This window comes from Deltaproteobacteria bacterium (genome assembly GCA_013151915.1).
Taxonomy (GTDB): Bacteria; BMS3Abin14; BMS3Abin14; order BMS3Abin14; family BMS3Abin14; genus BMS3ABIN14.
The window spans coordinates 1-25,886 of the sequence record JAADHJ010000021.1; the positions used below are offsets into that span (position 1 = coordinate 1).

The 25,886-nt window shown below is 53.7% G+C and carries 27 protein-coding genes; 8 read left to right on the top strand and 19 right to left on the bottom strand.

The window, feature by feature from the left end; all coding sequences use genetic code 11:
* Positions 1 to 145: NADH:ubiquinone reductase (Na(+)-transporting) subunit F (locus GXP52_04580; GenBank protein NOY86556.1), on the bottom strand; the 145-nt coding region annotated here is incomplete at its 3' end.
* Between the two features lie 471 nt (positions 146 to 616).
* Between GXP52_04580 and GXP52_04585 the strand changes: the two genes are divergently transcribed.
* On the top strand, positions 617 to 1,756 hold the full coding sequence (locus GXP52_04585) for an MFS transporter (GenBank protein NOY86557.1): 1,140 nt from the start codon (positions 617 to 619) through the stop codon (positions 1,754 to 1,756).
* 308 nt (positions 1,757 to 2,064) lie between these two features.
* Positions 2,065 to 2,814 (top strand): SDR family oxidoreductase, encoded by a 750-nt coding sequence (locus GXP52_04590; GenBank protein ID NOY86558.1) that lies wholly within the window; start codon positions 2,065 to 2,067, stop codon positions 2,812 to 2,814.
* Here the strand turns inward: GXP52_04590 and GXP52_04595 are convergent.
* The 10 genes from GXP52_04595 to GXP52_04640 all read right to left on the bottom strand — a co-directional run bounded on the left by GXP52_04595 (position 2,751) and on the right by GXP52_04640 (position 10,655).
* Complete coding sequence (locus GXP52_04595) at positions 2,751 to 3,815, bottom strand: zinc-dependent alcohol dehydrogenase family protein (GenBank protein NOY86559.1); 1,065 nt, start codon at positions 3,813 to 3,815, stop codon at positions 2,751 to 2,753. The two genes, GXP52_04590 and GXP52_04595, sit on opposite strands and share 64 nt — an antisense overlap.
* Before the next feature lie 229 nt (positions 3,816 to 4,044).
* Positions 4,045 to 5,361, bottom strand: a complete 1,317-nt coding sequence (locus tag GXP52_04600) for a hypothetical protein (protein ID NOY86560.1) — start codon at positions 5,359 to 5,361, stop codon at positions 4,045 to 4,047.
* A gap of 3 nt (positions 5,362 to 5,364) precedes the next feature.
* Positions 5,365 to 5,757, bottom strand: coding sequence for an FxsA family protein (locus tag GXP52_04605; GenBank protein NOY86561.1), 393 nt, complete (start codon positions 5,755 to 5,757; stop codon positions 5,365 to 5,367).
* A 226-nt stretch (positions 5,758 to 5,983) separates the two neighbouring features.
* Positions 5,984 to 6,505 (bottom strand): ferritin family protein, encoded by a 522-nt coding sequence (locus tag GXP52_04610; GenBank protein NOY86562.1) that lies wholly within the window; start codon positions 6,503 to 6,505, stop codon positions 5,984 to 5,986.
* Between the two features lie 31 nt (positions 6,506 to 6,536).
* The gene (locus GXP52_04615) at positions 6,537 to 7,031 is read right to left on the bottom strand and encodes a hypothetical protein (GenBank protein ID NOY86563.1); all 495 of its coding nucleotides are present in this window, start codon (positions 7,029 to 7,031) and stop codon (positions 6,537 to 6,539) included.
* 228 nt (positions 7,032 to 7,259) lie between these two features.
* On the bottom strand, positions 7,260 to 8,081 hold the full coding sequence (locus GXP52_04620; GenBank protein ID NOY86564.1) for a 4Fe-4S ferredoxin: 822 nt from the start codon (positions 8,079 to 8,081) through the stop codon (positions 7,260 to 7,262).
* Between the two features lie 167 nt (positions 8,082 to 8,248).
* Positions 8,249 to 8,623: a desulfoferrodoxin gene (locus tag GXP52_04625; GenBank protein NOY86565.1), complete on the bottom strand. Its 375-nt coding sequence runs from the start codon at positions 8,621 to 8,623 to the stop codon at positions 8,249 to 8,251.
* An 87-nt stretch (positions 8,624 to 8,710) separates the two neighbouring features.
* On the bottom strand, positions 8,711 to 9,283 hold the full coding sequence (locus GXP52_04630; protein NOY86566.1) for a rubrerythrin family protein: 573 nt from the start codon (positions 9,281 to 9,283) through the stop codon (positions 8,711 to 8,713).
* Positions 9,284 to 9,397: 114 nt separating this feature from the next.
* Positions 9,398 to 10,198, bottom strand: coding sequence for a TIGR02757 family protein (locus tag GXP52_04635; protein NOY86567.1), 801 nt, complete (start codon positions 10,196 to 10,198; stop codon positions 9,398 to 9,400).
* A 13-nt stretch (positions 10,199 to 10,211) separates the two neighbouring features.
* Positions 10,212 to 10,655, bottom strand: a complete 444-nt coding sequence (locus GXP52_04640; protein ID NOY86568.1) for a transcriptional repressor — start codon at positions 10,653 to 10,655, stop codon at positions 10,212 to 10,214.
* A 124-nt stretch (positions 10,656 to 10,779) separates the two neighbouring features.
* On the opposite strand from GXP52_04640, the gene GXP52_04645 reads away from it, so the two are divergent.
* Positions 10,780 to 11,997 carry a metallophosphoesterase gene (locus GXP52_04645; protein ID NOY86569.1) on the top strand — a complete coding sequence of 406 codons (1,218 nt, stop codon included), beginning with the start codon at positions 10,780 to 10,782 and terminating at the stop codon, positions 11,995 to 11,997.
* A gap of 102 nt (positions 11,998 to 12,099) precedes the next feature.
* Here the strand turns inward: GXP52_04645 and phoU are convergent, their stop codons facing one another.
* From phoU to GXP52_04680, 7 genes are all read right to left on the bottom strand, one after another.
* A complete protein-coding gene (gene phoU, locus GXP52_04650; GenBank protein NOY86570.1) occupies positions 12,100 to 12,762 on the bottom strand; it encodes a phosphate signaling complex protein PhoU in 663 nt (220 codons plus the stop codon).
* Positions 12,763 to 12,793: 31 nt separating this feature from the next.
* Positions 12,794 to 13,621: a phosphate ABC transporter ATP-binding protein PstB gene (pstB, locus tag GXP52_04655; GenBank protein NOY86571.1), complete on the bottom strand. Its 828-nt coding sequence runs from the start codon at positions 13,619 to 13,621 to the stop codon at positions 12,794 to 12,796.
* Positions 13,618 to 14,469 (bottom strand): phosphate ABC transporter permease PstA, encoded by an 852-nt coding sequence (pstA, locus tag GXP52_04660; GenBank protein NOY86572.1) that lies wholly within the window; start codon positions 14,467 to 14,469, stop codon positions 13,618 to 13,620. Before pstA ends, pstB begins: the two co-directional genes overlap by 4 nt.
* Positions 14,469 to 15,419, bottom strand: a complete 951-nt coding sequence (pstC, locus tag GXP52_04665) for a phosphate ABC transporter permease subunit PstC (protein ID NOY86573.1) — start codon at positions 15,417 to 15,419, stop codon at positions 14,469 to 14,471. Before pstC ends, pstA begins: the two co-directional genes overlap by 1 nt.
* Before the next feature lie 8 nt (positions 15,420 to 15,427).
* The gene (pstS, locus tag GXP52_04670; protein ID NOY86574.1) at positions 15,428 to 16,477 is read right to left on the bottom strand and encodes a phosphate ABC transporter substrate-binding protein PstS; all 1,050 of its coding nucleotides are present in this window, start codon (positions 16,475 to 16,477) and stop codon (positions 15,428 to 15,430) included.
* A 215-nt stretch (positions 16,478 to 16,692) separates the two neighbouring features.
* Complete coding sequence (locus GXP52_04675) at positions 16,693 to 18,480, bottom strand: HAMP domain-containing protein (GenBank protein NOY86575.1); 1,788 nt, start codon at positions 18,478 to 18,480, stop codon at positions 16,693 to 16,695.
* 30 nt (positions 18,481 to 18,510) lie between these two features.
* A complete protein-coding gene (locus GXP52_04680; GenBank protein ID NOY86576.1) occupies positions 18,511 to 19,200 on the bottom strand; it encodes a response regulator transcription factor in 690 nt (229 codons plus the stop codon).
* Positions 19,201 to 19,403: 203 nt separating this feature from the next.
* Between GXP52_04680 and GXP52_04685 the strand changes: the two genes are divergently transcribed.
* The gene (locus GXP52_04685; protein NOY86577.1) at positions 19,404 to 20,300 is read left to right on the top strand and encodes a DMT family transporter; all 897 of its coding nucleotides are present in this window, start codon (positions 19,404 to 19,406) and stop codon (positions 20,298 to 20,300) included.
* A gap of 391 nt (positions 20,301 to 20,691) precedes the next feature.
* On the opposite strand, the gene GXP52_04690 is transcribed toward GXP52_04685, so the two are convergent.
* Positions 20,692 to 21,210 carry a nitroreductase gene (locus GXP52_04690; GenBank protein NOY86578.1) on the bottom strand — a complete coding sequence of 173 codons (519 nt, stop codon included), beginning with the start codon at positions 21,208 to 21,210 and terminating at the stop codon, positions 20,692 to 20,694.
* 128 nt (positions 21,211 to 21,338) lie between these two features.
* On the opposite strand from GXP52_04690, the gene GXP52_04695 reads away from it, so the two are divergent.
* The 4 genes from GXP52_04695 (at position 21,339) to GXP52_04710 (ending at position 25,524) form a co-directional block, all read left to right on the top strand.
* The gene (locus tag GXP52_04695) at positions 21,339 to 23,084 is read left to right on the top strand and encodes a hypothetical protein (GenBank protein ID NOY86579.1); all 1,746 of its coding nucleotides are present in this window, start codon (positions 21,339 to 21,341) and stop codon (positions 23,082 to 23,084) included.
* A gap of 675 nt (positions 23,085 to 23,759) precedes the next feature.
* The gene (locus tag GXP52_04700; protein NOY86580.1) at positions 23,760 to 24,677 is read left to right on the top strand and encodes an HD domain-containing protein; all 918 of its coding nucleotides are present in this window, start codon (positions 23,760 to 23,762) and stop codon (positions 24,675 to 24,677) included.
* A 133-nt stretch (positions 24,678 to 24,810) separates the two neighbouring features.
* Positions 24,811 to 25,023, top strand: a complete 213-nt coding sequence (locus GXP52_04705; protein ID NOY86581.1) for a hypothetical protein — start codon at positions 24,811 to 24,813, stop codon at positions 25,021 to 25,023.
* Between the two features lie 81 nt (positions 25,024 to 25,104).
* Entirely contained in the window at positions 25,105 to 25,524 is a 420-nt protein-coding gene (locus tag GXP52_04710) for a pyridoxamine 5'-phosphate oxidase family protein (GenBank protein ID NOY86582.1), read from the top strand.
* The last annotated feature ends 362 nt before the right edge of the window (positions 25,525 to 25,886 follow it).

Sequence of the window (25,886 nt, forward strand, 5' to 3'; positions counted from 1 at the left end):
CGACACACCTTCCGCACGTACCCTCGTCCGCGCACGTCCCGTCGAGAAAGACCCCTTCCCGCCGAAGGGCCTCCCGGAGGTTAAGGCCCATGGGGACCTCGATGGGGCCGATTCCGTCAATATGTACTCTTGCAGTTCCGGACATGCTCTCACCTTACCCCAGCCTCTGCCGCGCCGTCCAAAACTTTTTCGCGCTCTCACGAGCCCCCTTTCGCTCTTCGAGCTCCGGCGCTCCTTAACTTAACCCCAAAGATTTCTGATTTTATCCGCTTCCGGTGTTTTCCCTATCCCCTTCATCCCTGTGAAACCCTCTTTTGAAACCCTGTGCACTCCGTGTTAAATTATCTTTTGACCTACCGGGATTGCCGCGCACAGTTTTGGCTTCCGCCTTCGCGTAAAGCTTCCACCGTCGCTCTTCGAGCTATGGTGGACAAGTCGGCGGACAAGCGCAATGACACCGTTGGACGTTCTTTACCGTGGAACGTGGAACCTGGATCGTTGAACTGCCCCTCTGGACTCTGGACTCTGCGACTCTGGACTGTCCTAACCACTTCCTTTTTAACCTCTCACCCTTTAGACTGACCGCATGGCGGCGATCTTAAAGAAATCCGGTGGGATGTCCAGGTGGTGGACCCTTGGCCTCATCCACTTTTCCATATTGGCCTTCGCCATGACTCTTCAACTGATCCCTCCACTCCTGCCGTCTTTCGTCGCACAGTTCGGCATGACACATGGACAGGCCGGTCTCCTTATGGCCCTTTTTACCCTTCCCGGGATTTTCCTGGCCCTGCCCGGAGGCTATCTGGCCGATATTTTCGGAGCCAGGAAAATCGGAATGATTTCACTGCTCCTGCTGGCAGCCGGGACGTTGAGTATGGCCCTGGGCAACACGGTCTTTTTGTTCCTCGGAAGGTTTATCTCCGGAATCGGGGCGGGCTCACTGATCGTCGTTGCCCCCCAGGTCATATCCCAACGGTTTGTTGGCCGTGAAATCGGGCTGGCCATGGGGATCTTCAACACTGCGGTGCCCCTGGGCACCATTATTGCCTTCAATCTGATGGTTCCCATTACACAGACCCTCGGGGTCCTGGCCGCTATTACCCTTACCGCGGTGTTCGACCTGATTGCATTCGCGGTTTTTTTCTTCACTTTTCCCGATCAGCCATCGGACCACGACACCGGACCGGTTGCCCGAGGCAGGAGAGGGATAAGGGGCCTCGGAAGGGGAATCTGGATTGCGACCGCAGTCTGGACCCTCTTCAACATGGCCCTCATGTCCTTTTTTACCTATGGCATCGATCTCTTCACCCTCTCCGGATACGGTCCAAACTATTCGGCCCTCCTCGCAAGCATACCCATGATTATCTCTATCCCGCTGGCTCCCTTTGCCGGAATGGCGCTTGATCGCTACGGCTGGAGAACCGGTCCCCTTATCCTTGGAGGGATCGTCAGTGCCATCGCCATTTTTTTCATTGCCTACTACCCCCATCTGGCCCTCATCGAAACCATTTTTCTCGGTGTGGCGATCTCCTTCTTCCCCCCGGCCATATTCACCATCGCCGGGGAGGTTCTTCCCAGGGAGAGGATGGGAACCGGGTTCGGGGTATTCACTTCCATCTATAACCTTGGCTTTTTTGCGGCCATTCCCTTACTTGGGGCAATGAAGGATTCATTCGGTGTCTATGGACCGAGCTTCACCGTAATGGCCGTCCTGCTCCTCATGAGCTCGTGCCTTTCCTTCTTGCTCAGGAAGTGATATCATTTTGATATCGCATACCGAAAACGATCCTGGTGAAAAGCTAATTTATCACAGTCACGCCGATGGCGTGACTTGCAGGCCACACCACAGGGTTAAAAAGGGGTTTCTCAGAGGAGGGCTTTGGGTTGTAGCCGTAAGGCAACAGGGCGCCTGGTCTCAACAAGCAGAAAAACAATTCAACGCAATTTAACTTTGTGTCACCCTGCATAATCCTGTGTACTCTGTGTTAAATTAGCTTTTCAAATTCCATTTTTCGTTCAAGTACTCATTCCCGGAATGCGTCAAACAGAAAAGGAGGAAATGCCATGTTAACTGGAAAAACCGCTCTCGTCACAGGTTCAAGCCGGGGAATCGGAGCCGCATGCGCGGTGCTTCTGGCACAGAACGGCGCCGTCGTCGGAGTCAACTACGTCGGCAACCGGGCGGCCGGTCAAGAGGTCGTGGAACGGATCCGAAGCGGCGGCGGAAAAGCGATTCTCATACGGGCCGACGCAAGGAATCGGCAGCAGGTCGAAAGCATGGTCGCGGAGGTCGAAAAGGCCTTCGGCGCCATACACATTCTGGTGAATAATGCCAACATCTCGTTTCCCGTAAAACCGTTCCTGGAATTTGCGTGGGAGGAAATTCAGGGTAAACTGACCGGAGAAATCGGGGCATCCTTTAACTGCTGTCAAGCTGTGCTTCCAGGGATGATCAAGCGCGGACATGGACGGATCATCAATATCAGCAGCGGGCTTTCGGTCTCCCCGGGAGACGGCTTCATCGCCCATTCCACAGCGAAATCGGGATTGAACGCCTTTACCCGGGCACTGGCCCATGAGTTTGGTCCAATGGGCATTACGGTCAACACGGTCTCTCCCGGTCTCACTGAGACGGATGCTACATCCTGGCTGTCGCCGGAGGCCAAGGCAGGCGCCGCTGCTCACGTACCGCTGCGGCGCATCGGGATACCGGTGGACATCGCCGGAGCGGTTCTCTTCTTCGCCTCCGACTATTCAGGGCACATCACAGGAGCATATCTGGGGGTGGACGGCGGCTCCACGATGGTGCAGTAGAACCACCGGCCCTGAACGGCGGCGCCGTTAATGCGGCCTCCTTTAAGATCCATGAGCGCGGTGTTGGCTTCGGAGAGCGTAAAGGTCTCGACTTCCGTCCGAATGGGAATTCTGGGGGCCAGATCCATAAGCTCCTGCCCGTCCCTCCGGGTGCTGGCCGTCACGCTTCTCAGGGTCTTCTCGTAAAAAAGATGCTTTTCATAATCGAGCGTGGGTATCGGAGACATGTGGATGCCGGCAAGGGCAGCCGCACCGCCACGGTCCAGCGCTTCGAGCGCCTTTAAAACGACCTCCCCGGCCGGGGCGAAGACTACGGCAGCGTCCAACTTCACTGGAGGTTCATCCTCCATTTTTCCCGTCCATTCCGCTCCGAGCTGTTGGGCCAGCCGGCGGTGTCCCTCGCCCCGGGAAAAGGCGTAGACATCACAGTCCCAGTATCCGGCAATCTGAATCGCCACATGTGCAGATGCTCCAAACCCGAAGAGGCCCAGACGGCCCCCAGGCTCGATGCCGCTAAGCCTGAGGGCGCGATAACCGATGATCCCCGCGCACAGCAGGGGAGCAGCCTGGATGTCGGGGACCTCCTCCGGTATCGAGTAGGCGAAGTCCCCGGGAACGAGGAGGGCTTCGGCGTACCCTCCATCCAGATGGTAGCCCGTAAATCTCGCCGATTCGCACAGATTTTCCATCCCCGAAAGGCAGAATCTGCAGTGACCGCAGGTGGAGTTGAGCCAGGCCACACCCACGCGATCACCCTCCCTGAATCGCTCTACACCCTCTCCCACCGACTTTACAGCGCCCACGACCTGGTGGCCCGGCGTCACCGGCAGATGGGGAAGGGGAAGATCCCCCTCCACCGTGTGAAGGTCGGTGCGGCAAACTCCACAGGCCCTTACCTTGACCAGAATCTCACCAGGGCCGGGAGTGGGTTCGGGAATATCCGACCCTTTCAGGGACGATTCAGATGCAGGTCCCGTTTTTTCAAGTACCATCGCGCGCATTTGTCGGCCCTCCCGATGTCAGACATCAAAAAAGCTGATTTACCACGGCATGACCACTTGCAGGTCATACCACAGGGTTACACGGAGTAAAACCCAGATTGGTTATTTTGAAATCTCCTTTAAACAATCCTAACTTAAGTAAAACCCTGTGGTGCAGCCTCAAAGTGGCTGCGCTGTGGTTAAATAACAGGGTCTGGGTCCAGGGTCTGGATTCTACGCCCCCATGCCCCTACTTTTCTACACGTCCCACCGGGGACGTCCCCCTTTCCCTGAGCACAACATGCTCCAGTAAAAGAACCAGAACAATCCCTACAATCAACCCGTTTCCAAGCAGCGCCCTGGCGGAAGGCGGAAACAGGGACAAGAAGGATTTCGGCAACATCGAGGCGGCGGTCCCCAGAAGGAGTGGAAGTCCGACGACCAGGTAATCCCTGACGTTCATGAGCCACTTACTACCCGCCACAACCGAGATGCCGATTCCCATCTGTGCCGCGAGAGTCACAAAGAGGGCCGCCGCGATGACCGCGTCAGGGATGGCGGAAAAGACCGCTCCCACTTTCTGGAAAAAAGCCATGGCAATCAGCAGTAGTCCGCACAGGAAAACCGGAAACCTGGACCCGACCCCGGTTACAAGAATCACGCCGGGGCTCAGGGAATAGCTCACCGTCCCGACCACGCCGAAGGCCGCCGCCAGTATTCCCCCAGCGCCGGTAAGGGTAATGCCCCGTTCCACCCTGGATTCAAGTCCTTCCTTCCCTACAACCTCAGCCACAGACAAATAGCTTCCAAGCCCGTTAATAAGAACAGCGACGTAGGCCAACAGGAAAGATAGAGTCCCGGAGAAGGTGAATCTGGGAACGGGACCCAGAAGAGGGTCTGGAACAGCGAACCAGTGAAGCATGAACACACCGGAAAGATCCACGCGCCCCAGGACGAACATGGCCGCAAATCCCAACGTGATCCCCAGGAATACAGAAAGGTTTCGTGTATAACCTTTTGTCCAGTGTGACAGCAGAATTATAGCCAGCATTATCAGAGTCGATATCATCAGAATGAACGGATCCCCGTGGGGAGCCGTTTCGCTTTTCCCGATGAGCATTGGATAGAGTATCGGAAGGAGCGTCGTAGAAATGAGGATCAGGACCACTCCGACAACCCTGTCGGTAAAAAGCCTTTCAAGTCTACCCACCAGCCCCAACCCCCCGAGGAGGAGAAGCACAACACCTCCGGCGATCATCCCTCCGGATATTACAGCAATCCCCTGGTCGGCAATAACAGCTACCGAAAGAAGCAAGGCGGCCGACGGGCCATCCAGCAGGGGATAGCGGTGGCCGAACAGGCACTGGCCCGCCGTGACCGCCCCTACAACCAGAAGAAAACGCTGGAAAAGGGCCGTGGACTGTACAGGGTCCATGTGAAGGAAATCCGCCATGAGATTGGATGTCACGGTGACGAGGGGCAGGACGATGAGAAGCCACTGTATCCCGTAAAGAACGTTTTTAGCGAAGGGAGGTTTCTGGTCGAGGGTGTAGAGAAGGTTTGCCATTACTCAGTACCGATTAAGCCTGATCTCCCCGCGGTCGATCTTCCTCTGGAGATAGGTCTTAATCGATCGCTTGATGATCTCCCGGGTAGGGGGAAAGATGAGGGCAAAACCGGTGAAGTCGGTGATAAAGCCCGGAGTGATGAGAAGAGCGCCTCCCGCCATAAGCATGGCTCCGTTGATCAGATCATCCCCCGGCAAGGTCCCATGCTGTATCTTCCACTGAATATTGGAGATCACACGGAAGCCCTGCTGACGTGCATAGTAGGCGCCCAGGACACCGGTGAGGATGATGATAAAAATAGTATTGAGAGCCCCGATAACCGACCCCACCTTGATGATAAGATAAAGCTCTATAGCAGGGACGAGGGTGAACAGAAGGAACAGGCGCAGAAACAATATAGACCTCCAGGGTGATAGTTCAAACCTCCAGGTGCTTCGCTCCCGGTATTCCACACCTGTTCAACTTTGATAGGGTCGTAAAAATCCATCCATGACTTCTTGCGAAGTCATCAACATTATAACCACCATTTTCCCAAAGAAAAGGGCAGCTATTTCATGCCGCCCGCAGGAAAAACAATCTCTGTTGAAAAAACATCCCATTGAGTGAAAATGATATCCTCTATCAGTGCTCCAGGGAGATTTCCTGGTAGCCAAGCCAGAAACCGGTTCCCTGAAGGGAATCCAGCTCAGCCTGGATGATCTTCACGTGGCCCTCCTCTATAGCCTGGACGCTCTTGTAGAAGGATTTTGCCACATCTTCCTCGGCCCTGGCGGCCTGGTCCATATAAAATTCCACTGCCTGTTTCTCGAACCCGAGGGCCTCCTGAAGAGCCTTCATGTCATCAAAATCATCCTGGGCATCCACGTGGCCACTAGGAAAAATCAGCTTATCCTGGTCTGTTTTACCGAACCGGGCAACGGCCTGATCGTACGTCATCCAGGGCTCGTTATTGGTGATGGACTCGTAAAGGGCGGCAAAGACTCCCATGTGCTCAACCTCGTCCTTGGCCAGGTGTTCGAACACCTTCCTTCCTTCCGGGTCCTTACTGCTCGCGGCCGCAATACGATAGAACCTGCACCCCTTTTTCTCGGTTTCAAGCGCAATCTGAAGGGCTTCAACATGAGATTTTCTCTTCTCGGACATTTTCATAGTCTCCTCTCGCCGTAAGGGATGTTTATGCCAGGAGATCCTTCTTCAGGTCGTTAAGAAGCTTCAGATGTTTTACTTCCTCCAGCCGCAAACGATCAAACGCCTGCTTCCCCGTCCCGTCCCGGGTGGCGTCTCGAAGGAACAAAAAGTATTCAATAGCCTGTTTCTCGGCAAGGATGCCGATGTCGATGGCCTTGATGGCACTGTCGGCGCCGCGAACGATGGCCTCCGCCTTTTCGGGGGTTGGAAACACCGGCTGCTTCTCCATCTGCCGGAGATATTGGGCCATCATCTCCTGGTCCTCCTCACGATACCATTCGGGGGCGAAGATAGGCTCGATTTCCTCCTTGATTACCCTGCGATGCTCTTTCTCAGAATTTGCCAGATGCTGAAAAAGGTCCTTGATCCGGTAATCCGCGGCCGCTTGAGCCACCCTTGTGTAGAAGTTATACCCCGCGATTTCAAGCTCGAGACCCAAGGTTACGGCCTCATGCGGGCCGTATGCTTTTTTCTGGTCCATGGGAGCCCCCTTGCCAAAAACGATTTGAGAAACAGGTCACTACTGATGACTTATTGCAAAGTCATCAGTGCGCCCATTGATGGGCGCTCAAATCGAAGATTTGTGAGGAAAGTGAAAATGACACTTTTCGCTTTCCGTCAAGTAAAAAGCCATTCATGAACTTTTTACGACCTTGCCAACACTGAATCCGGCTGACAAACAAGGATATTAGCAGAAAGAGATATGGAGTTAAAGTGAAAGAGTGCGGCGCATCCAGGCAGTGGCCCCGCCCAGGATGTTCTCCTCCACAAAATCACCCTTGACGCCAACCCGGTAAAGCGTAGTGGGGATATCCTTTCCACTCGCCTCAAGGGCCTGTTTGACCAGTTGGACAAGGCCTGAACAGCAGGGCACCTCCATATGCACAACCTCGATGGAGCGGAGGTCATTCTGCCTGAAGATCTCCGTCAGCTTCTCAAGGTAGACCCCGGTATCGTCCAGCTTTGGACACCCTATCAACAGGGCCCTTTCCTCCAGAAACCGCCTGTGAAAATCACCGTAAGCAAAGGGGACGCAGTCCGCGGCTATGATCAGTCGGGCCTGATCGAAGAAAGGGGCCTTTAAAGGTGTGAGCGTGATCTGAACCGGCCAGTTGCCCAACCGCGACGCGACGGACACCAAATTACCTGCATCCGGGCCGGGTGAAGCGGCCGGTCGTTCGTCGAAAGCCTGTGACAGCGACCCCGGACATCCGCCGACGGATGGTTCGGGCTCCTCATGCGGAAGCTCATTTTCGGGGGACCGGCCCCGGGTGCTTTCCGGCCCGGAGAGGCTTTTCAGGTGTTTTGCAACCGCCTCCTCATCGAACCGGGCCGCATCCCTGTCCACAAGTGTGATGGCATCCTGAGGGCACTCTCCAAGGCAGGCCCCCAAGCCGTCGCAGTAGATATCGCTGACCAGCCTGGCTTTTCCGTCTACGATCTGCAAGGCGCCCTCTGCGCATCCAGGGACACATAGCCCGCACCCGTCACACTTCTCTTCATCGATCTGAACTACCGTTCTCAGTGCCATTTCAACCTCCTGGTGTATTTTGAATGCTTCGGTTTAAATATAAAATAATGGGAGGGAGAAAAGAAGCTGAAGCATCCCCGAAAACGCCCCTATTTGATACGGATCAAGAGAGGCGCCCCTCACCCCCCTTCCCGGAAGTGGAGAGGGGGTGAGGTACAGGCCCAATTTCAGGATTTCCAGTGCCCGTGTAAATTGCAGTACTCCCGGGCGGTGATTGTCTTTGCATCGATGCAGAAGGTGGCCTCCGGGGCGTCGCCCGGTTTCAGAAACTCGCGGTATGCCTTTCCGTCAGCGATGACCTCGATCCACTCGATGAAGTGCTTCTCCTGCATGGGATGCGGCACACTTCCAACGGAAACCTTGATCCCGTGGTCGGTCTGTCCAATAACCGGAACGTGCTTCTCTTTGGCGGCATCCACCGTGTTCTCCTTCATGAGGATCATGGCCTTGCCGCAGCAAACGAGTTCGCCCATACCTCCGTTAAGCACTTCAACGATATTACCGCACAGATCACACCTGTAAACCTGAAGCCTGTCAGCCATTTTTTTCTCCTTTCGAAGAAACGCTTGATGGACTCGCAAGGAATCCATCAAGCAGGATGTGCGCGGAGGGGAAGCCATCCGCCACTTTTACCAGTTCTCGCAGAGGAGCTCGAAATGGGCTCTTGGATGGGCGCATGCCGGGCATTCACCCAGGGCTTGCTTGCCTGTGTGCAGGTAGCCGCAGTTACGGCAGCGCCACACAACCTCCTCATCCTTCTTAAACACTTTGCCTGCCTCGATATTGGCTTTAAGACCAAGGTAGCGCTTTTCATGTTGCTTCTCGGCCACGGCAATGGCCTCGAAAATGGCCGCTATGTCATTAAAACCCTCTTCCCTGGCCACAATGGCAAAACCGGGGTACATTTCCGCCCACTCGTGCTTCTCTCCCCCCGCCGATGCCCCAAGATTCTCCGCAGTGGATCCGACTATCCCCGCCGGGAAGGAAGCCTGAACCTCGACCTCACCGCCCTCGAGGAGCTTAAACAACCTTTTGGCATGCTCCCTTTCCTGGTCTGCCGTCTCCTCGAAAATCGTTGAAATCTGCACGAACCCTTCCTTTTTTGCCCGGGCCGCAAAGTAAGTGTAGCGGTTCCTTGCCTGCGATTCACCCGCGAAGGCAGCCAATATGTTCTTTTCCGTGCGCGTTCCCTGTATTCCCATTCTCTTTTTCCTCCTTACTGTGTGTTTTTTAGAACCTGAAACTGCAGGTCCCGATTCCGGATGATTCCACCCCCCACATTAATGGAGCGCTTCATCTCCAATTTTGCGCGCCCTTCAGTGGGCGCATTGATGACTTTTTACAAAGTCATCAATAAAGAAATCATCAGGACTCATATCATCCCTGATTCCGAGTCTGGTAAGTGAAAAATCATAACGTACCGGATCATCCGGCGAAAATTTTCTGAAGGCTGCCGTGATCTCCCTGGCGGTCCTGAGATCGGCCTGATTTCTCTTCGTCATACCTAGACGCCGGGAGATCCGGTGCATGTGCACATCCAGGGGCACGATCAACTTGGCCTTCGGGACCTTCCTCCACCCCCCGGGATCCACATCATCCTCCCTGACCACCCAGCGAAGAAAAAGGTGTAACCTCTTACAGGCGCTTCCTCTCGATGGACGGGGCAGCAGTCTGCCGCGCTCATAGTCCATATTATAGTGGACTATGCCCACAAAGGCGGTAAGCGCCCCTGTCAAATCGGCTTCGTCTTCCTTCAAGCCCTCCATGAAACAGGACTCCAGAGACCCGTATTCACGGATTATCTCCCCGAGTCCCCACAGAAAGGATGCCATTTCCGGCCCGGTAGTCCACCTGTGCTTGAATCGAGCGAAATCATGCGTAATGGCCTCCCTGGTTGACCCGAGGAGGTAGGCGGCTGGGGAAGACAGGATCTCAAAAACCGTTTCAAGACTCCTGATAATCTGTTGGACCCTTCCGTAGGCCAGGGAAGAAGCGACCAGGGCGGCTATTTCCCTGTCGGCGATGTCCTCAAACCTGTAAATGGCCGCAAGGGGATCGGGATAAACGTATTCCCTGCGGTTGAGGCGTTGATACAGATCGTCAAGCCTCTTTTTCATGACCGTCTCACCTTCATGGATATTCCCCGCGGCCCTCGGGCGACCGGAAGCGTTTCGCCGTTTCCGAGTCTTCGGTACAATCGGGGCAGAGGCCTGCAAATTCCAGCCGATGTCCAAGGAGTCGAAAATCACCCAGCGCCCTCGCCACCTCCTCCAGGTCGACCGGGGTCTCGACATGGACATCCCTGACTTTACCGCAGTCGACACACCGCGCATGGTAATGGGAATCCGTATTGCCATCGAAACGCCTTTGAGCACCATCGACGTCGATTCTTCGAACGATGCCGGCACGTGAAAGGGCATCCAGATTACGGTAGACCGTCCCCAGACTGATTCGCGGCATTTTTTCCCGGATTACGGAATAGAGCTCACCCGCTGTGGGGTGGGTGTTCATTCCCAGGAGTGCATCGAGAATTGCCCTGCGTTGCCGGGTCATTCGGCGAAAGTGCTTTTCCATTTTTCCCCTAATCCTTTCCGGGTGGAAATATGCCCGGTCTCTTATTAATACTAGGTACTATTATTAATAATATTTCCCCTCATGTCAAGTCAAAAAAAATGGTCGAAAAATGGTAAAAGGGGAAATGTTGACCTTCATCCTGGTATATTTTTCCATCTATGGCGGTGTGCACGTCTATCTTTTCTGGAAAACCCAGCAGGCTTTTTACATACAAGGCATCGGGCTTTTCGCCCTCGTCTTTTTCTTAATACTGATGATTTTGGGACCTATCCTGGTACTCCTCATGGACCGGGCGGGGATGATCCTTCCCGCCACACTCCTGTCATATGTCGCCTATTTCTGGATGGGAGCGGTCCTGTGGTTCCTGTCCCTGGGCCTCATGAAGGACATCTTCAATCTCCTGGTCCGAATAGCCTCCCATTTTCTACCATCGGCGGCACGTTTTGTTATTCCCGCGAGACCCGGATTCGTCGCCATCGCCCTTATCATCACGGCGGCCTGCGTATGGGGGACCATCGAGGCCTCGACAATCAGAGTGAGGAGGGTAACGCTGACAACTCCCCTCCTCGAATCAGACTCCAGGCCACTGAAGGTCGCCCAGATATCAGACCTCCACCTGGGCCTGCTTGTCGGCAGGCGCAAGCTGACCCGGGTGCTTGACCTTCTGAAGGAAAATCAACCGGACATCCTCGTCTCGACCGGGGACATGGTGGACGGCATCGCTCCCCATCTGAATCATCTTTCAGAGCTTTTCGCCGCCTTCAGGCCTCCACTGGGTAAGTTAGCCGTCACCGGCAATCATGAATATTACGCCGGGATAGATGACAGTTTGAAATTTCACCGTGAATCCGGCTTTACGGTCTTAAGAGGGCAAAATATCGAGGTTGGGGCTATTTCCATTACCGGGGTTGACGATCCGGCGGGATCCCGCATGAACGGCACATCCATGACCGCTGAGAACGCGATCCTCCCTCAGCCGGGGCACAGGAGGTTCACCATCCTTCTGAAGCACCGGCCCATCATTCGTAAAGCGTCCCGGGGACGTTTTGACCTCCAGGTCTCGGGCCACGCCCACGGTGGACAGCTTTTTCCATTCAACTACCTGGTACAGCTCCGCTATCCCATGATCGCCGGCCTATACCCTCTGGGCGGTGGTACCGCCCTCTACACGAGCAGGGGTACGGGAACCTGGGGTCCTCCAATGAGGCTGTCGGCTTCCCCCGAAATCACAATTTTCACTATTAAACCTGTTGATCAACAGGTATCGGCAGCCCCTGGTAATTGCAAGGCGCATGGTGAGGCGAACCGCATTCCCGGGGGGTATAGCCCCCGGTGCTCATAAAGTCTACCCGGCAAAAGCAAGCCTCACATCATAGTCCGGCATGACTGGAATCAGAATGGAATAACTTCACGGAATGATAACGGGCCGGAAGGCCCCGGTGATTCAGGTAAAGTCCTCCGCCTGGTGACGAATGATCTCCCCTTCCACCATGTAGATAACGTCCTCCGCGATATTGGTAGCGTGGTCGGCCACCCTTTCGAGGTGCCGTGTTGCGGAGAGGTGGTGGATCAGGTCCTCCGCCCGATGGGGGTTCTTCATGATCCTCTCGTAGATGATGGTGAACATCTTACTATTCATCTCGTCCACCTCGTCGTCCATCTTAAGCACCTCACGGGCCATATGTGCGTCCATATTTACCAAAGCGTCGAGGCTCTTTTCCAGCATTTCCTGGGCCTTCTGGGCCATGCCCGCCAGATCCAGGGGAACCTCCAGCGGCTCACGGCTGCTCAGGAACAGCGCTCTTTCCGCCAGATTGACGGCAAGATCCCCGATACGCTCCAGGTCGCTGTTGATGCGAAGAACAGCCACGATGAACCTCAGATCGATGGCCACAGGCTGGTGAAGGGCGAGGATCTTCAGGCCCTCCTCTTCAAGTTCCACCTCCATTTTGTCGATCTTCAGGTCATCTTCAATGATCTCCCGCGCCAGGCCGGCGGACCGGGTTTCCAGCGCGAGGACCGATTTCTTCATTGCATCCTCGGCCACGGCCCCCAAGGACAGGATCATCTTCTTCAATCTTCCAATCTCGATCTGCAGTCTGGTCATCTGTCCTGTTCTCCTTTCCGGAGCGTTGCCGTCAGCCAAAACGCCCTGTAATGTAATCCTCCGTTTGCTTCTTCTCCGGCCTGGTGAAGATTTCCTTTGTCGGCCCGAACTCGATGATATAACCCTCATAAAAGAACGCGGTATAGTCGGATATTCTGGCGGCTTGCTGCATATTGTGGGTAACGACTACGATGGTAAAATCTTCCTTCAAATCAGCTACCAGTTTCTCAATCCTTGCTGTGCCGACCGGGTCAATCGCGGAGGTAGGTTCGTCCATGAGAATCACTTCCGGTTCCACCGCCAGGGCTCGGGCGATGCAGAGCCGCTGCTGCTGGCCTCCGGAAATGGTGGTGCCCGGACGGTGGAGCATGTCTTTGACCTCGTCGAACAGGGCTGCCTGCACCAGGGCTTTTTCTACCCTTTCGGTCAGTTGAGCTTTGGACATGCGGTAGTGGAGTCTCAACCCGTAGGCGACGTTTTCAAATATACTCAGCGTGAAAGGGGTGGGTTTCTGAAAGATCATCCCCACCCGACGCCGTACATCCAGAACGTCGACTCCCGGGTCGAGGATGTTCTCCCCGTCCAGTATGATCTCTCCCGCCGCCCGCTGGTTCCTGTACAGCTCGAAGATGCGGTTGTAGGCCCTCAGGTGGGTCGACTTGCCGCATCCGGATGGACCGATAATGGCGGTCACCCTGTTGGCGGCAATGTCCAGGCTGTTTTTAAACAGGGCCTGGTTGTCCCCGTAGAAGAAATCGAGCTGCCGGGTTGAGATCTTGACCTCCTCCCTGGCGGGACTCTCCTCCGGACGATGGTTGAAGGAGGGGATGATGCTGTTTTTCAAAGTCTGCTGTTTCATTTTCCATTTCCTCTCAGGGCGAGAAACACCCGGGAAATGATTGTTGTCCCCAGAACCCCCGCCACTATCAGGAAGGCGGCTCCCCACGCCTGTGCCTGCCAGTCCGCGTAGGGGGACATGGCGTAATTGAAGATGGTGACGGTGAGGTTTCCTGTCGGCCCGTTCAGGGATCCGGACCAGTAAGGGCTGTTGAGCGCAGTAAAGAGAAGAGGCGCCGTTTCGCCGGTGACCCTTGCGATGGCAAGAAGGGATCCGGTGACCAGACCTGTTTTTGCAGCGCCCAGAACCACCCCCAAGGTGGCCTTCCACCGAGGCGCTCCAAGGGCCAAGGCCGACTCCCGGACGGCGTTGGGCACGAGAAGCAGCATGTCCTCAGTGGTGCGGGAAACGACGGGCAACATGATTACGGCCAGAGAGACAGCTCCCGCGTACCCGGAGAAATGTCCTGCGGGCAGGACCATTACCACGTAGATAAACACCCCTATAATGATGGAGGGAGTTCCCATGAGGATATTGGACGAGAACCGGACCACCGTAGCGATTCGGGACTGCCGCCCGAACTCCGAAAGAAAAATGCCCGCCAACATGCCTACGGGCACCCCTATGACGGTGGCCAGGATAGTCATCGCCGCCGTTCCAGCGATGGCGTTGCCAAGCCCTCCGCCGGGAACCCCGGGAGGCGTGGGCAGAGCCGTGAGAAACTCCCAATTGATGACCCTGACACCCCGAGCGAGTACCACCCATAGAATCCACCCCAGGAAGGCGATCCCCGTCAGGGCCGCCAACATGGAAATGAACCGGACCGCGCCATCGGTCCACTTCCTGGTCCGGATGGATCGTTCCCTCATCAGACCTCCCCCATTTTGCGTCCCATCCTCCAGAGCCAGAACTGGGCCGCGGCCTGGATAAGCACCGTGATCAGGAAGAGAACCAGTCCCAGTTCCACCAGGGAACTCAGGTAAATGTCCGCCGTGGCTTCCGTGAATTCATTGGCCAGGGTAGAGGCGATGCTGTTGCCCGCGGCAAACAGGGAGGCGGAGATCCGGTGAGTGTTGCCGATTACGAAGGTCACCGCCATGGTCTCCCCGATAGCTCTCCCCAGGCCCAGAAAACAGGCCCCGATAACCCCCTGGATTCCGTACCTCACGGTTACTTTCCCGGTCACTTCCCATGTGGTGGAACCGAGACCATAGGCCGACTCCTTGACTACGGAGGGAACCATGGCAAAGACGTCCCGGGAGACGGCGGTGATGAAGGGCAGGATCATCAGGGCCAGAATAATACCCGCCGTCAGCATACCGATCCCCATGGGGGGGCCCTGGAAAAACGGAAGACTCCCACCTACCCGCCCCAGGAAAGGCTGGACGTATTCCGACATGAAGGGGGCGAAAACGAAAAGCCCCCACATGCCGAAGATGATGCTGGGAATAGCTGCCAGAAGCTCGATGGCGCCGCCTACCGCGGTGGCGAGGACAGGGGGAGCCAATTCTGTCAGGAAAAGGGCAATCACCAGAGACAAAGGTACGGCGATAACCATGGCTATCGCCGTTGAAACGAGGGTACCAAAAACACTGCTGAGGGCTCCGAATTGCTGGGTCACCGGATTCCACTTCAGGGAATACAGAAAACGAATTCCCGTTTCAGCTATTGACAATCGTGCCCCGTAGATCAGTTCCGCCAGTACTCCCACTACAATAACAACGATGCAGGCGGCGCATGTAAGAGATATCCAATGAAAAAATAAATCGAGTCTTCTTTGCCTCCATCGTCCCGGCTCCCCGGCGTTTTTTGGTGTCATCTGCTTCCTCAGGGCCATACCGGTTTGCCATCGGCTGAGATTTCAGTCCTCCAGGTTTCCTCAACCAGCTTAAACACCGATTCGGGCATGGGAACATAATCCAGCTTCGTGGCTAATTCGGCACCGTGTTTGTAGCACCAATCGAAAAAGGAAAGGACCTCTTTCGCCAGGACCGGTTTGGTCTGTTCCCTGTAGATGAGGATGAATGAGGCCCCCGTAATAGGCCAACTCCCATCACCCGGCTGGTTGGTAAGGACAACATAGAATCCGGGGGAATTCTTCCAGTCGGCATTGGCTGCAGCGGCCTGAAAAGATTCAGATGTCGGGGCCACAAAATTACCGGCCTGGTTCTTCAGCAGGACATATGTCAGTTTGTTCTGAAGTGCGTAGGCGTACTCCACGTATCCTATGGATCCGCTAACCTGCTTCACATAGGCCGCAACACCTTCGTTGCCCTTGCCGCCGACTCCCACAGGCCACTGAACCGCCTTGGATGTCCCGACGGCCTTGTGCCAATCAGGGGAAACCTTGTCGAGGTAGTTGGTGAAGATCCATGTGGTCCCCGACCCATCGGCACGGTGGACAACTGTGATCATCTTTCCGGGAAGCTTCAGACCAGGGTTCACCTTCTCAATGGCGGGATCATCCCATTGTACGATCCTGCCGAGGAAGATGCCGGACAGCAGTTCGGGGGTCAGCCGAAGTTTGCCGGCCTGGATCCCCCGGATATTGACTACAGGCGCAACGCCGCCCATGATCAAAGGGAACTGAATCAGTCCGGCCTTGTCGAGTTCGGCAGGCTTCAAGGGGGCGTCCGATGCCCCGAAATCCACCGTCCTGGCCTTTATCTGGCGGATCCCTCCTCCAGAACCGATGGACTGGTAGTTGACCCTCACCTTATTGAGCTTTTCGTACCTGTAGGCCCACTGAGCATAGACCGGGAAGGGGAAACTTGCACCCGCACCGTTGATGGTCAAGGGGCCGGCCATAGCAGGTGGTGACAGCCACGAAATTGACGCCAGAGCTATTGCCAGAATGGCGAACTTTAAACGAATCATATTCTTTCTCATCATTTTCTTCCTCCTGGAATGGGTTGTTGGATCATAATTCACATTCATCATGGTGGAAGAATAGGGGGCTTATGTTAATTACGCGTTAAGAGAAGATTATTTTTTTGTTAGGGTAAAAAGGGAATCAGTGTACAGGACCTGGGATATGGGGTCAAAGATGGGCGCATTGATGACTTTTTGCGAAGTCATCAAGTTTCCAGCTTCTATTCCAGGGCAGGCAGGGTAATAGTAAAGGTGCTGCCTATCCCGGGGGTGCTGATCACTTTGACATCGCCTCCGTGAGCCTGGGCTATATGTTTGACGATGGCGAGACCGAGACCCGTTCCCCCGAGGCTGCGGCTGCGGGCCTGATCCACCCTGTAGAACCGCTCGAAGATCCTCGACAGGTGTGTCTTTTCGATACCACAGCCCTGATCTCGGACCGAGATCAGGATCTTCGACTCCACCCTTAAAGCCGAAACTTCGACCTCGCTTCCCTCCGCGCTGTACATGATCCCGTTTTCGATGAGGTTAATGATCGCCTGTGCAAGAAGGGAAGGATTCGCCTTTACCGTCAGGCCGTCCGGACACTGGACCGGCACAGAGATGTTTTTTTCCTCTGCCCCGATGCTGCAGCTTGTAACCGCCTGATGGAGAATCTCCTTCATGGGCACCTCCTCAAAAGAAACTTCGCCCCGATCCGTCTGATCCTCGGCCTTAGACAGGTTCAGGAGGTCCTCCACGATGGCGTTGAGCCTGTCGGAGTGCCTCAGGATGATATGGAGAAACCTTTCCGCCGTCTCCCTGTCTTCCAGCGCCCCGTCAAGGAGGGTCTCCACGAACCCCTTAATGGAGGTGATGGGGGTTCGTATCTCGTGGGAGGCATTGGCGACAAAATCCCGCCGCACCCGCTCCAACCGCCTTATCTTTGAAACGTCATTAAGCACCACCACGGCCCCGATCCTTCTCCTGTCGACCCCAAGGAGAGGTGTGCCGTGAAGCTGCAGGGTTCTCTCCCGGGCGCTCCCCAGAATGATCTCCCCCTCGATGGCCCATGGGCTGCTGATGGTCCTGGTGACAAACTCCTGCAGGTCCGCATTTCTGACTACCTCCTGGATGGTCCTGCTCTGTGCCACGTCGGGGTCGGTCCCCAGCATCCGGGCCGCGGCCTGGTTGAGGCTGATAACCCTTTCATCGGCGTCGAGGGCCACCACCCCTTCCGTCATACTGGAGAGTATCGCTTCCAGTTCGTTTCTCTGGTCGAGGACGGCGCGTATCCTGTCGTCCAGCTGCCCGGCCATGCGGTTCATCTCTTCCGCAAGCCCGGCGAACTCCTCAACCCTGGGGACCGGCAGCCTGGCGGAAAAGTCACCGTGGCCGAAACGTTTGGCCGCCTCCCGCATGGCCCTGAGCGGAGCCGTGATCCTGCGTGACAGAAGGACGCTGAGGAGAGCGACCAGGATTCCGAAAACGATGGCGCCGAACCCCAGTCGGACTCTCTGGGTCCAGAGAGCCTCGGAGAGTGTGGAAACGGGCAGAGCCACCCGGACAACACCTTCGTCCGGACTGCTGAAGATAGGGACAGCCACGTACATAAGTGTCTTTTCCAGTGTGTGGCTGTATCTCACGGACATACCTTTCCCGGCCCTTACCGCCGCCCTGATCTCCGGACGATCGGAATGGTTGTCCATAAGCGCCGGATCTCGTGCAGAATCGCACAGGACTTTCCCGGATGGGCGGATCACCGTCACGCGCGTCCCAGACCTGTCCCCGAATTCCCCGCACCATCCTCTCAGGTCGGATTGCGCTCCCGGGCCGGGAAGGCCCCCGGGAGAAATCTGGGCGATCCCGTCGGCGGCTACCCGTGCCAAGGCCCCGAGGTCGCTGCTTTTCCTCTCGTAGTAGAACCGGGTCATATCCCGGACGGCGATCCAGGCAACTCCGCTCAGAGAGATGGCGGCTATGGCCAGGAAGGAGGGGAGCAATACCCATGTGAGGCTTCTACGAGACATGGCTTTTTATTTCACGGAAAGCGAAAAGTGTCATTCCTTGAACCTGTACCCTACTCCACGGACCGTCTCTATCTGCCCGCCGACATCTCCCAGTTTCCGGCGGAGGCTGAAGACGTGGACATCAACCGATCTTTCCGTCACCGGGTAGTCGTCACCTTTGGCAGCGTCCACGATCTGGGACCGGGTGAAGACCCACCCGGGCCGCCGGGCGAGAAAAAGGAGGATATTGAACTCTGTGAAGGTGACCGGGATGGAAACACCATTTGAAACAACCTCGCGTCTACCGGGGTGGATAGTCAGGCATCCTCTCTCGAAGGCACACTCCCCGGCGTCCCCCGGCTCGACGTTCGAACGCCTGAGGACCGCCTTGACCCTCGCCACAAGAACCTTCGGTGAAAACGGCTTGATAACGTAATCGTCCGCACCCAACTCCAGTCCCACGACAACATCTGGTTCGTCCCCCTTGGCCGTGACAATAACGACGGGTATTGAACGCGTGGACTGGTCCGTCGAAAGACGCCTGCAGACCTCCAGGCCGTCAATCCCCGGCAGCATCAGGTCCAGAAGAATAATGTCGGGCCGACGCAGCTTCGCGAGACTGAGCCCTTCTTCCCCGGACCGGGCCACCTTAACCACGAACCCCTCTCGGGCCAGGTTGTATTCCATCAACTCGGCGATGTCCGCGTCATCTTCGATAACGAGGATTTTTTCCCTTTCCATCCGCTCTGCTCCGTTTCGGTTCCGGGGGACGTAGTTAAGTTGTTAAGTTGTCAGGAGCTTTTCCTTAAGTCTGATTATATACCATCGAGTTCGCTTAAACATGGCATTTCAAATCCTGACAACTTAACAACTTAACTACGTCCCCCAGGATATGATATACATCCTCTGGCTGTTGTGAATCGCTGAAAACCCGGGAAAGGACTGTGGATGTTATGGAGGACGGAAAAGACCGCCTGAAGGGCACGGTCCTGATGATTATCGGTGTGCTCGTGATAAGCCCCGACACACTCCTCATCTCCATCCTAAGCGCAGACAGGTGGACCGTGGTGTTCTGGCGGAGTCTTCTTACGGCTCTGACCCTGTCTGCCGTCATGGTCGTTCGCCACGGACGACGGGCCGCAGCCAGGATGGCCGGGATCGGTCCTGGTGGGATTGTGGTGGGCGTCCTCTTCGGTACCAGCACCATCGCGTTCGTCAGTTCCGTGACCTTGACCACAGCTGCCAATTCCCTCGTCATAATAGCGGCCATTCCACTCCTCGCGGCCCTTTTTTCACTGCTGTTTCTGGGTGAAAGGATACCTGCCAGGACCTGGTCGGCGGGGGCTGTCGGCCTGTTATCCATCGTCATCATTTTTTCCGGAAGCCTGGGAGGCGGGGCTCTCATCGGTGACCTTCTCGCCCTGGTCACGGCAATTTGCCTTGCCGTTAATTTCATCCTCATCCGGCTTTTCCGGCAGACGAACATGGTGCCCGCGGTGATTCTGGGAGGCGTGATATCCGCCCTGGTCGTTTTCCCGTTCTCCTCGCCCCTGAGCGTTTTGCCACACGACATTCTGCCCCTGCTTTTCATGGGGATGGTGGTGCTTCCGATACCGCTGGTCCTCATGACCATCGCTCCAAAGCTTATCACGGCCCCTGAAGTGGGGCTGATCATGCTTCTGGAAACGGTGCTGGGCCCTCTCTGGGTATGGCTGGCCATCGGCCAGATACCGGCTCCGCAGACCTTCGTCGGAGGTCTTATTCTCCTTTCCACCCTCGCGATCCACTCCCTTTTTTCCCTCCGGGAACCCAACCATGGTGAAACCATTGTGGAAAGATAATTCAACACAGGGTGAATATGGTCTCACGCTCGTTCGTCACACCCTTCGACAAGCTCAGGGTCTGTGACTCACTAAAGACGCCAAGGCCGCGAAGAAAATCAGTTCAGTCCTATTCCCCTCACCTGACTTCTCCCGCAGGGAGAAGGATTTCTCTGAAATCGGCTAATTGAGACCTTACAGATGGAGATGAAAGCAAGCTTTCATCGCAAGCTGAAATGTCTCAACAGCTTTGGTGAGGGGATGCGCCCTTCTTTGCGAGCTTAGCGGCTTTGCGTGAGGCCGCCCTTGATCTTCTCTGTGAAACCCTCCTTTGAAACCCTGTGGGGTGACCTTCAATCGGTCACACCGTGGTGAATTAGCTTTCAATCCTGAATGCCTTGAGGCCGGAAGGTTAAAGGATCTCGACCACCTCATCAAATGGTTTTCTTTTCTTATTGCCCTTCTTTGTAAAACCCTCCCTGGAATAACCAAGTGGTGTTATGCAGAACACCCTCTCGTTCCCTTTGATGGAAAGAGCCTCATTCAGGATATCCGGATCAAAAGCCGCGATCCAACATGTCCCCACGCCTTCATATTCGGCAGCCAGGATCATGTGGTCCATGGCAATCGTCAGGTCGGTCTCCAGGTAATTGTGTCCGTCTTTCTGACGCACCCACGCCTGATCGGGCCTGCCGACCACGACAAGTATGTGGGGCGCGTCCTTAAACCAGGCGCCCTGGTAGCATGGACGCACCTTCGCCAGCATTTCCTCGGAGGAAACAACCACGAACCGCCACGGCTGACGGTTAGCCGCGGAAGGCGCCAGCCTTCCGGCTTCCAGAATCCTGTGGAGGGTCTCTTTGTCCAGAGGCTTTTTCGGATCATAGTCCCTTATACTTTCCCTGTTCTTGATCAGTCCATAAAAGTCCATATCACTTCCCTCCGGCAGGCAGGGCCTGTCGCCTTTTTGTTTTACTTCAGCCTTCTTCGGTCCGATTCCCTTCGAACTCTTCTTAAGTTTAGCAGAAACAGATCAGGGAAACAGGCAGTTAGTTTACAGTGTGCTATACTTATCTGAAGGATCTTCCCAAAGGGAGAGGGGTTGGGAATATCGGTAAACGCCAGCACAGCATAAGCTCATCCACATGGAGGGGGGGCCATTCTTCCAGAGCCGTTGGTACCCCGAAAAATGGCTATATCCGGTGGGTCTTGCCGTTTTCAGCGGCAGCTGTGACCATTCTCGCCCTGTTAAATGTATGGGCTCCCCGTTTGGCCTCCGCGGGAAGCCTGGCCGATCTGAACCTTGCCAATCGCGTTGAACAATCCCTGAACGTCACGGATGAAATCGCTAACCCGCACGACATGTCCTGCGATGAATGTCATGAGGTAACGGGGCAAGGCAGATTTCTTGAGTATATGGTGGGTGATGACACCGTCAAGTTGTGCAGAAGGTGTCACGAACCGACCCATGTGCACCCTGTCGGGGTTAAAGCCACGGATGACCCTGAAAAGCTGTCCAGGATCTGGCTCCCCCTGGGAAACGGCGCCTTTTGGGGAAAAATCGTCTGCCTGACATGTCACTACGTTCACTCCGACAGGTTTCGCAGACACCTCCTGAGGGGAGACACCGAAGTGACCCGGAACCGCCAGGAGTATCTTTGTTCCGCCTGTCATTCCAACCGGCTCATAACGAAGTCTCCGCATGACCCAAAAAGCAAGTCGTGCCCTCTCTGCCACACCAGCATCCCGAAAAAGGGCCAATCCATAACAAAAATCCTGGACCCAAACGTTCAGGAAAGATGCAACTTCTGCCACGGTGCCCTGGACAACGGCCACTTCCTTTCAGTCAATCCATTCGCCGACCCTGATGTTACATGGAGGTTTGAAAAGATGGGGATACCCCTGCTTGGAGGCAGGTTTACCTGTATCAGCTGCCACGATCCCCATTCAGCGAGGAACCGGAAGAAAAAGATGCTCCGGAACAGCTACCTGACCATAGCCGCGCGCTCCGACCACGTCAACCCTCATTGGAAGGAGGTCATGTGTATCTCCTGTCATACCGGAATTCCCGAGAATGGAAAGCGAAAGCTCCGCTTCGGCGGTGATATCAACCAGCTCTGTGATAGATGCCATAATGGAAAATTCGCCCGCAGGGACGTTCACCCGGTGGGGGTCATACCATCCGCAAAGGTTGATATTCCACCTGACATGCCGTTAAGCGATGGAAAACTCAGCTGCGACACATGTCATGACCCGTCGCTTCAGGAAGGCGGTGAACATTTCGGTTCCGCGAGGAAAGAAAACCCGAAGTTCCTTCGGGGCGGCTTTGGCGCGAGAGCGGAATTCTGTTTCCGGTGCCACTCGCCCGCGAAATTCGGCCAGATGAACGCGCATATCCAACTGGACAACCAGGGCAATGCCCTGAATCAGGTCTGTCTTTTCTGCCATGCCTCCCCTCCGGACACCAAGGTGCTCGGAATTGAAAATGTTGGTTTCGATACCGATTCACTTGACGAGTTCTGCACCTGCTGCCACAGGGACGACTATCTTTCTGAAAACCACCCAAGAGGACCCCACCTTGTTGAACCCTCGGAGGTGGTGTCTGAAGCCATAAAAACGGCAGTGGACCGGATAGGTGTCGAACTTCCCCTGTATAGGAACAGGATCACCTGTGCCACCTGCCACAACCCCCATGAGAAAGGCGTCATCCAGATTCAGGAGGCTGCGAAGGGAACCGAAAACGCCTTTCGGCTGCGCCTGGCTGACAGTTTTCAACTTTGCAGGGGCTGTCATGTGGATAAATAGGGTTTCCCGTTTGGTGGGTTCAACATTGAACACTGGAGCGTGTTTCCAGCCCCCCAGTAGGTACACTGACTTCGTAAAACTTCGTGTTTCTTGACATCTTCCAGGTCATGTCCTAAAATTATTGCAAAAGGAAAAGGGGGTTGGGTCCCTGGGGGTGATATCCTTTGGCAAATCTTCAAAAACCTTTCCTGGCAATGTTGTAGCACTCGGCATTTAATCACCAACAGGCTGTGTTTTGACCCGGCAAATGGAGAATTTATGTAGGATAATCGGTTCGAATCTCTAACTCACTCTAAAAGTTGATGCATCATGACAAACACAAATATTAATAAAATGATTTTTAGAAATCTGATCTTGGGCGGGATAACAATTTCCGTCCTGGTTGGAATTGCGGTCCATTTAGCTGAGCATAATCGTATTAATGATTATGCAGAAAAATTAGCGTTTAGCGAGTCAATAAAGTATTCTGAATATTATAACAACTTTTACTATAATCCCTCTGATTCATCCCTGCCAACCTTAAGGAAAGTCGTACAAAACACCCTTGATCATAATTTGTTCATCTTAATTGAATTTTATGACGATAATTTAAACAGAATAATCTGCGAAAGCTTAAAAGATAAAGATATTATTGAGATAAAAAATGATCTGGACAGTAAATTTTCCGGTTTTCATATGACCGGAGGAACTGCTCATAAGATAGCTTTTATAAATGGCCAATTGTACATAAAAGTGATGTCACCTATACGAGATAAAAATAAAGATAAAATTATCGGCCATTTCGAAGGAGTATACCATGTAAGTGATGACAAAATGGTCGAGATCAAGAATAAAACCCTTTTATCGGCATTTCAATCAGTATTAATTGTACTGGCCACTACTTTTTTGCTTTATCCAGTTATTCTTCAACTGAAGAAGAAACTATTAATACGCTCTTATGAGTTACTGGACTCAAACATTAATACTATCAAGTCTCTTGGAAGTGCGATAGCAAAGAGGGATAGTGATACAAATTCACATAACTACCGTGTTACAATATACTCTGTACGTCTCGCAGAGAAATTGAGATTAAGTAAGTCTCAAATCCAGGCATTGATAAAAGGTGCCTTCCTCCATGATATCGGAAAAATTGGTATCAGTGATGCTATTCTTCTCAAGCCAGGCAAGCTGACTCATGATGAATTTGAAATAGTGAAGCAACATGTTGTACTAGGCGTAGAGATACTCGAAAACAACAAGTGGCTAAAAGATGCTATCGATGTTGTACTCTATCATCATGAAAAATTTGATGGAAGCGGTTACATTCATGGACTTAAAGATAAAAACATACCTGTAAATGCAAAAATATTTGCAATAGTTGATGTTTTTGATGCTTTAACTTCCAGTCGCCCATATAAAGAAGCCTTTTCTCTCGATGAATCTCTGGAAATTTTAAAATCAGATGCCGGCTCACACTTCGAACCTCAATTTATATCAAAGTTTGAGCAGATAGCAAAAGAACTTTATATAGAAATCAGCAATCTTGAAAATGAACGGGTATTAAACGAGCATTTAGATTCACTTATAAGTATATATTTTACGATCTTAAATTAACTCGTGCCAATCCGCAAACTCTAACCCGTGATAATATTAGTAAAATCGGCGGCCCGTACCAGGTTGTTGATTCCTTCCAGAACGCCCATGGTAATTTTTGTAATGAGAATAAAAACAATGGTTCATCTGGTTAATGCGTACCTTATATTATTATTTTGCTGTCATTGCGAGGAGCATCGAGGGAGACGAGAGTGACGCGGCAATCCCGGGCGGAGCTGACTTCCGCCGTCGCCCTACGGGCTATGGCGGACAGGTCGCATGGGTTACAGCTTCCGCCGTTGCTCTTCGAGCTTCCGACTTCGCCTTCCTGGCTACGACGGACAAGATGGCGGGACAGGCACGATGACAAATGGTGGGGTATGGTCCTCATCCAGGTACTCATTTCCAGGATGATCCAAAACAATAGATTCAAGAAAGGTGAAATAAAATGAGAGATCCAGAAAAAACAATCGGAAATATGATTGATAAAACCACCGTTTCTATAATCAGCTCTGTAGATGAATCTGGTTTTCCCAACACAAAAGCTATGCTTCCACCACGAAAAAGAGAAGGTATAAAACATATATTTTTCACGACAAACACATCTTCAATGAGAGTAAAACAATATTCTGAAAATCCAAAAGCCTGTATATATTTTTTTGACAAAAGGTTTTTCAGGGGTGTTATGCTTAAAGGAACAATGGAAGTCCTTCAAGACAGCAAAACGAAAAAGATGATATGGAATGATGGCGATGAAATGTACTATTCAAAGGGTGTAACCGATCCCGATTATTGTGTTCTTAAGTTTACATCGCAAAATGGCAGATATTACAGTAACTTCAAATCTGAAAATTTTGAAGTTGAATAACATTGTCAAAACATATGGGTCATCCTGAAAATGCGTACCTGAATGAATACCAGATCGGGTAAAAAGACAATTTAACACAGAGTACACGGGGTTAAGCAGGCTACACAGAGTTAAGGCAAAATTCTTAACGGGTTTAAGATTTCGGGTCATCCTGGAAATGAGTACCTGGATGAAGACCGGATTTTGTGAAAAGCTGACTTAACACAGGGTGCACAGAGTTTCACCAGCCGTCGCTGAAGCTACGGCCGGCAGGCAGGGTTAAATCAAAAAAATATTCCCCTCACCTGACTTCTTTGCGAAACTCTGCATTACAGCTCTAAATAAAGCACAGGTTTTATCGCAGAGGGCCGCCCTTCGACAGG

Coding starts and splice junctions, on each gene's coding strand:
- GXP52_04610 (NOY86562.1), bottom strand. CDS start 6,505: ATGTCCGAGAAGAGAAAATCTCATGTTGAAGCCCTTCAGATTGCGCTT.
- GXP52_04690 (NOY86578.1), bottom strand. CDS start 21,210: ATGGACTTTTATGGACTGATCAAGAACAGGGAAAGTATAAGGGACTAT.
- GXP52_04600 (NOY86560.1), bottom strand. CDS start 5,361: ATGGCAAACCTTCTCTACACCCTCGACCAGAAACCTCCCTTCGCTAAA.
- pstA (NOY86572.1), bottom strand. CDS start 14,469: ATGAGGGAACGATCCATCCGGACCAGGAAGTGGACCGATGGCGCGGTC.
- pstS (NOY86574.1), bottom strand. CDS start 16,477: ATGATTCGTTTAAAGTTCGCCATTCTGGCAATAGCTCTGGCGTCAATT.
- pstC (NOY86573.1), bottom strand. CDS start 15,419: ATGACACCAAAAAACGCCGGGGAGCCGGGACGATGGAGGCAAAGAAGA.
- pstB (NOY86571.1), bottom strand. CDS start 13,621: ATGAAACAGCAGACTTTGAAAAACAGCATCATCCCCTCCTTCAACCAT.
- GXP52_04640 (NOY86568.1), bottom strand. CDS start 10,655: ATGGAAAAGCACTTTCGCCGAATGACCCGGCAACGCAGGGCAATTCTC.
- GXP52_04585 (NOY86557.1), top strand. CDS start 617: ATGTCCAGGTGGTGGACCCTTGGCCTCATCCACTTTTCCATATTGGCC.
- GXP52_04700 (NOY86580.1), top strand. CDS start 23,760: ATGACCGGAGGAACTGCTCATAAGATAGCTTTTATAAATGGCCAATTG.
- GXP52_04620 (NOY86564.1), bottom strand. CDS start 8,081: ATGGCACTGAGAACGGTAGTTCAGATCGATGAAGAGAAGTGTGACGGG.
- GXP52_04595 (NOY86559.1), bottom strand. CDS start 3,815: ATGCGCGCGATGGTACTTGAAAAAACGGGACCTGCATCTGAATCGTCC.
- GXP52_04590 (NOY86558.1), top strand. CDS start 2,065: ATGTTAACTGGAAAAACCGCTCTCGTCACAGGTTCAAGCCGGGGAATC.
- GXP52_04680 (NOY86576.1), bottom strand. CDS start 19,200: ATGGAAAGGGAAAAAATCCTCGTTATCGAAGATGACGCGGACATCGCC.
- GXP52_04635 (NOY86567.1), bottom strand. CDS start 10,198: ATGAAAAAGAGGCTTGACGATCTGTATCAACGCCTCAACCGCAGGGAA.
- GXP52_04705 (NOY86581.1), top strand. CDS start 24,811: ATGCGTACCTTATATTATTATTTTGCTGTCATTGCGAGGAGCATCGAG.
- GXP52_04630 (NOY86566.1), bottom strand. CDS start 9,283: ATGGGAATACAGGGAACGCGCACGGAAAAGAACATATTGGCTGCCTTC.
- GXP52_04710 (NOY86582.1), top strand. CDS start 25,105: ATGAGAGATCCAGAAAAAACAATCGGAAATATGATTGATAAAACCACC.
- GXP52_04615 (NOY86563.1), bottom strand. CDS start 7,031: ATGGACCAGAAAAAAGCATACGGCCCGCATGAGGCCGTAACCTTGGGT.
- GXP52_04645 (NOY86569.1), top strand. CDS start 10,780: ATGTTGACCTTCATCCTGGTATATTTTTCCATCTATGGCGGTGTGCAC.
- GXP52_04625 (NOY86565.1), bottom strand. CDS start 8,623: ATGGCTGACAGGCTTCAGGTTTACAGGTGTGATCTGTGCGGTAATATC.
- phoU (NOY86570.1), bottom strand. CDS start 12,762: ATGACCAGACTGCAGATCGAGATTGGAAGATTGAAGAAGATGATCCTG.
- GXP52_04675 (NOY86575.1), bottom strand. CDS start 18,480: ATGTCTCGTAGAAGCCTCACATGGGTATTGCTCCCCTCCTTCCTGGCC.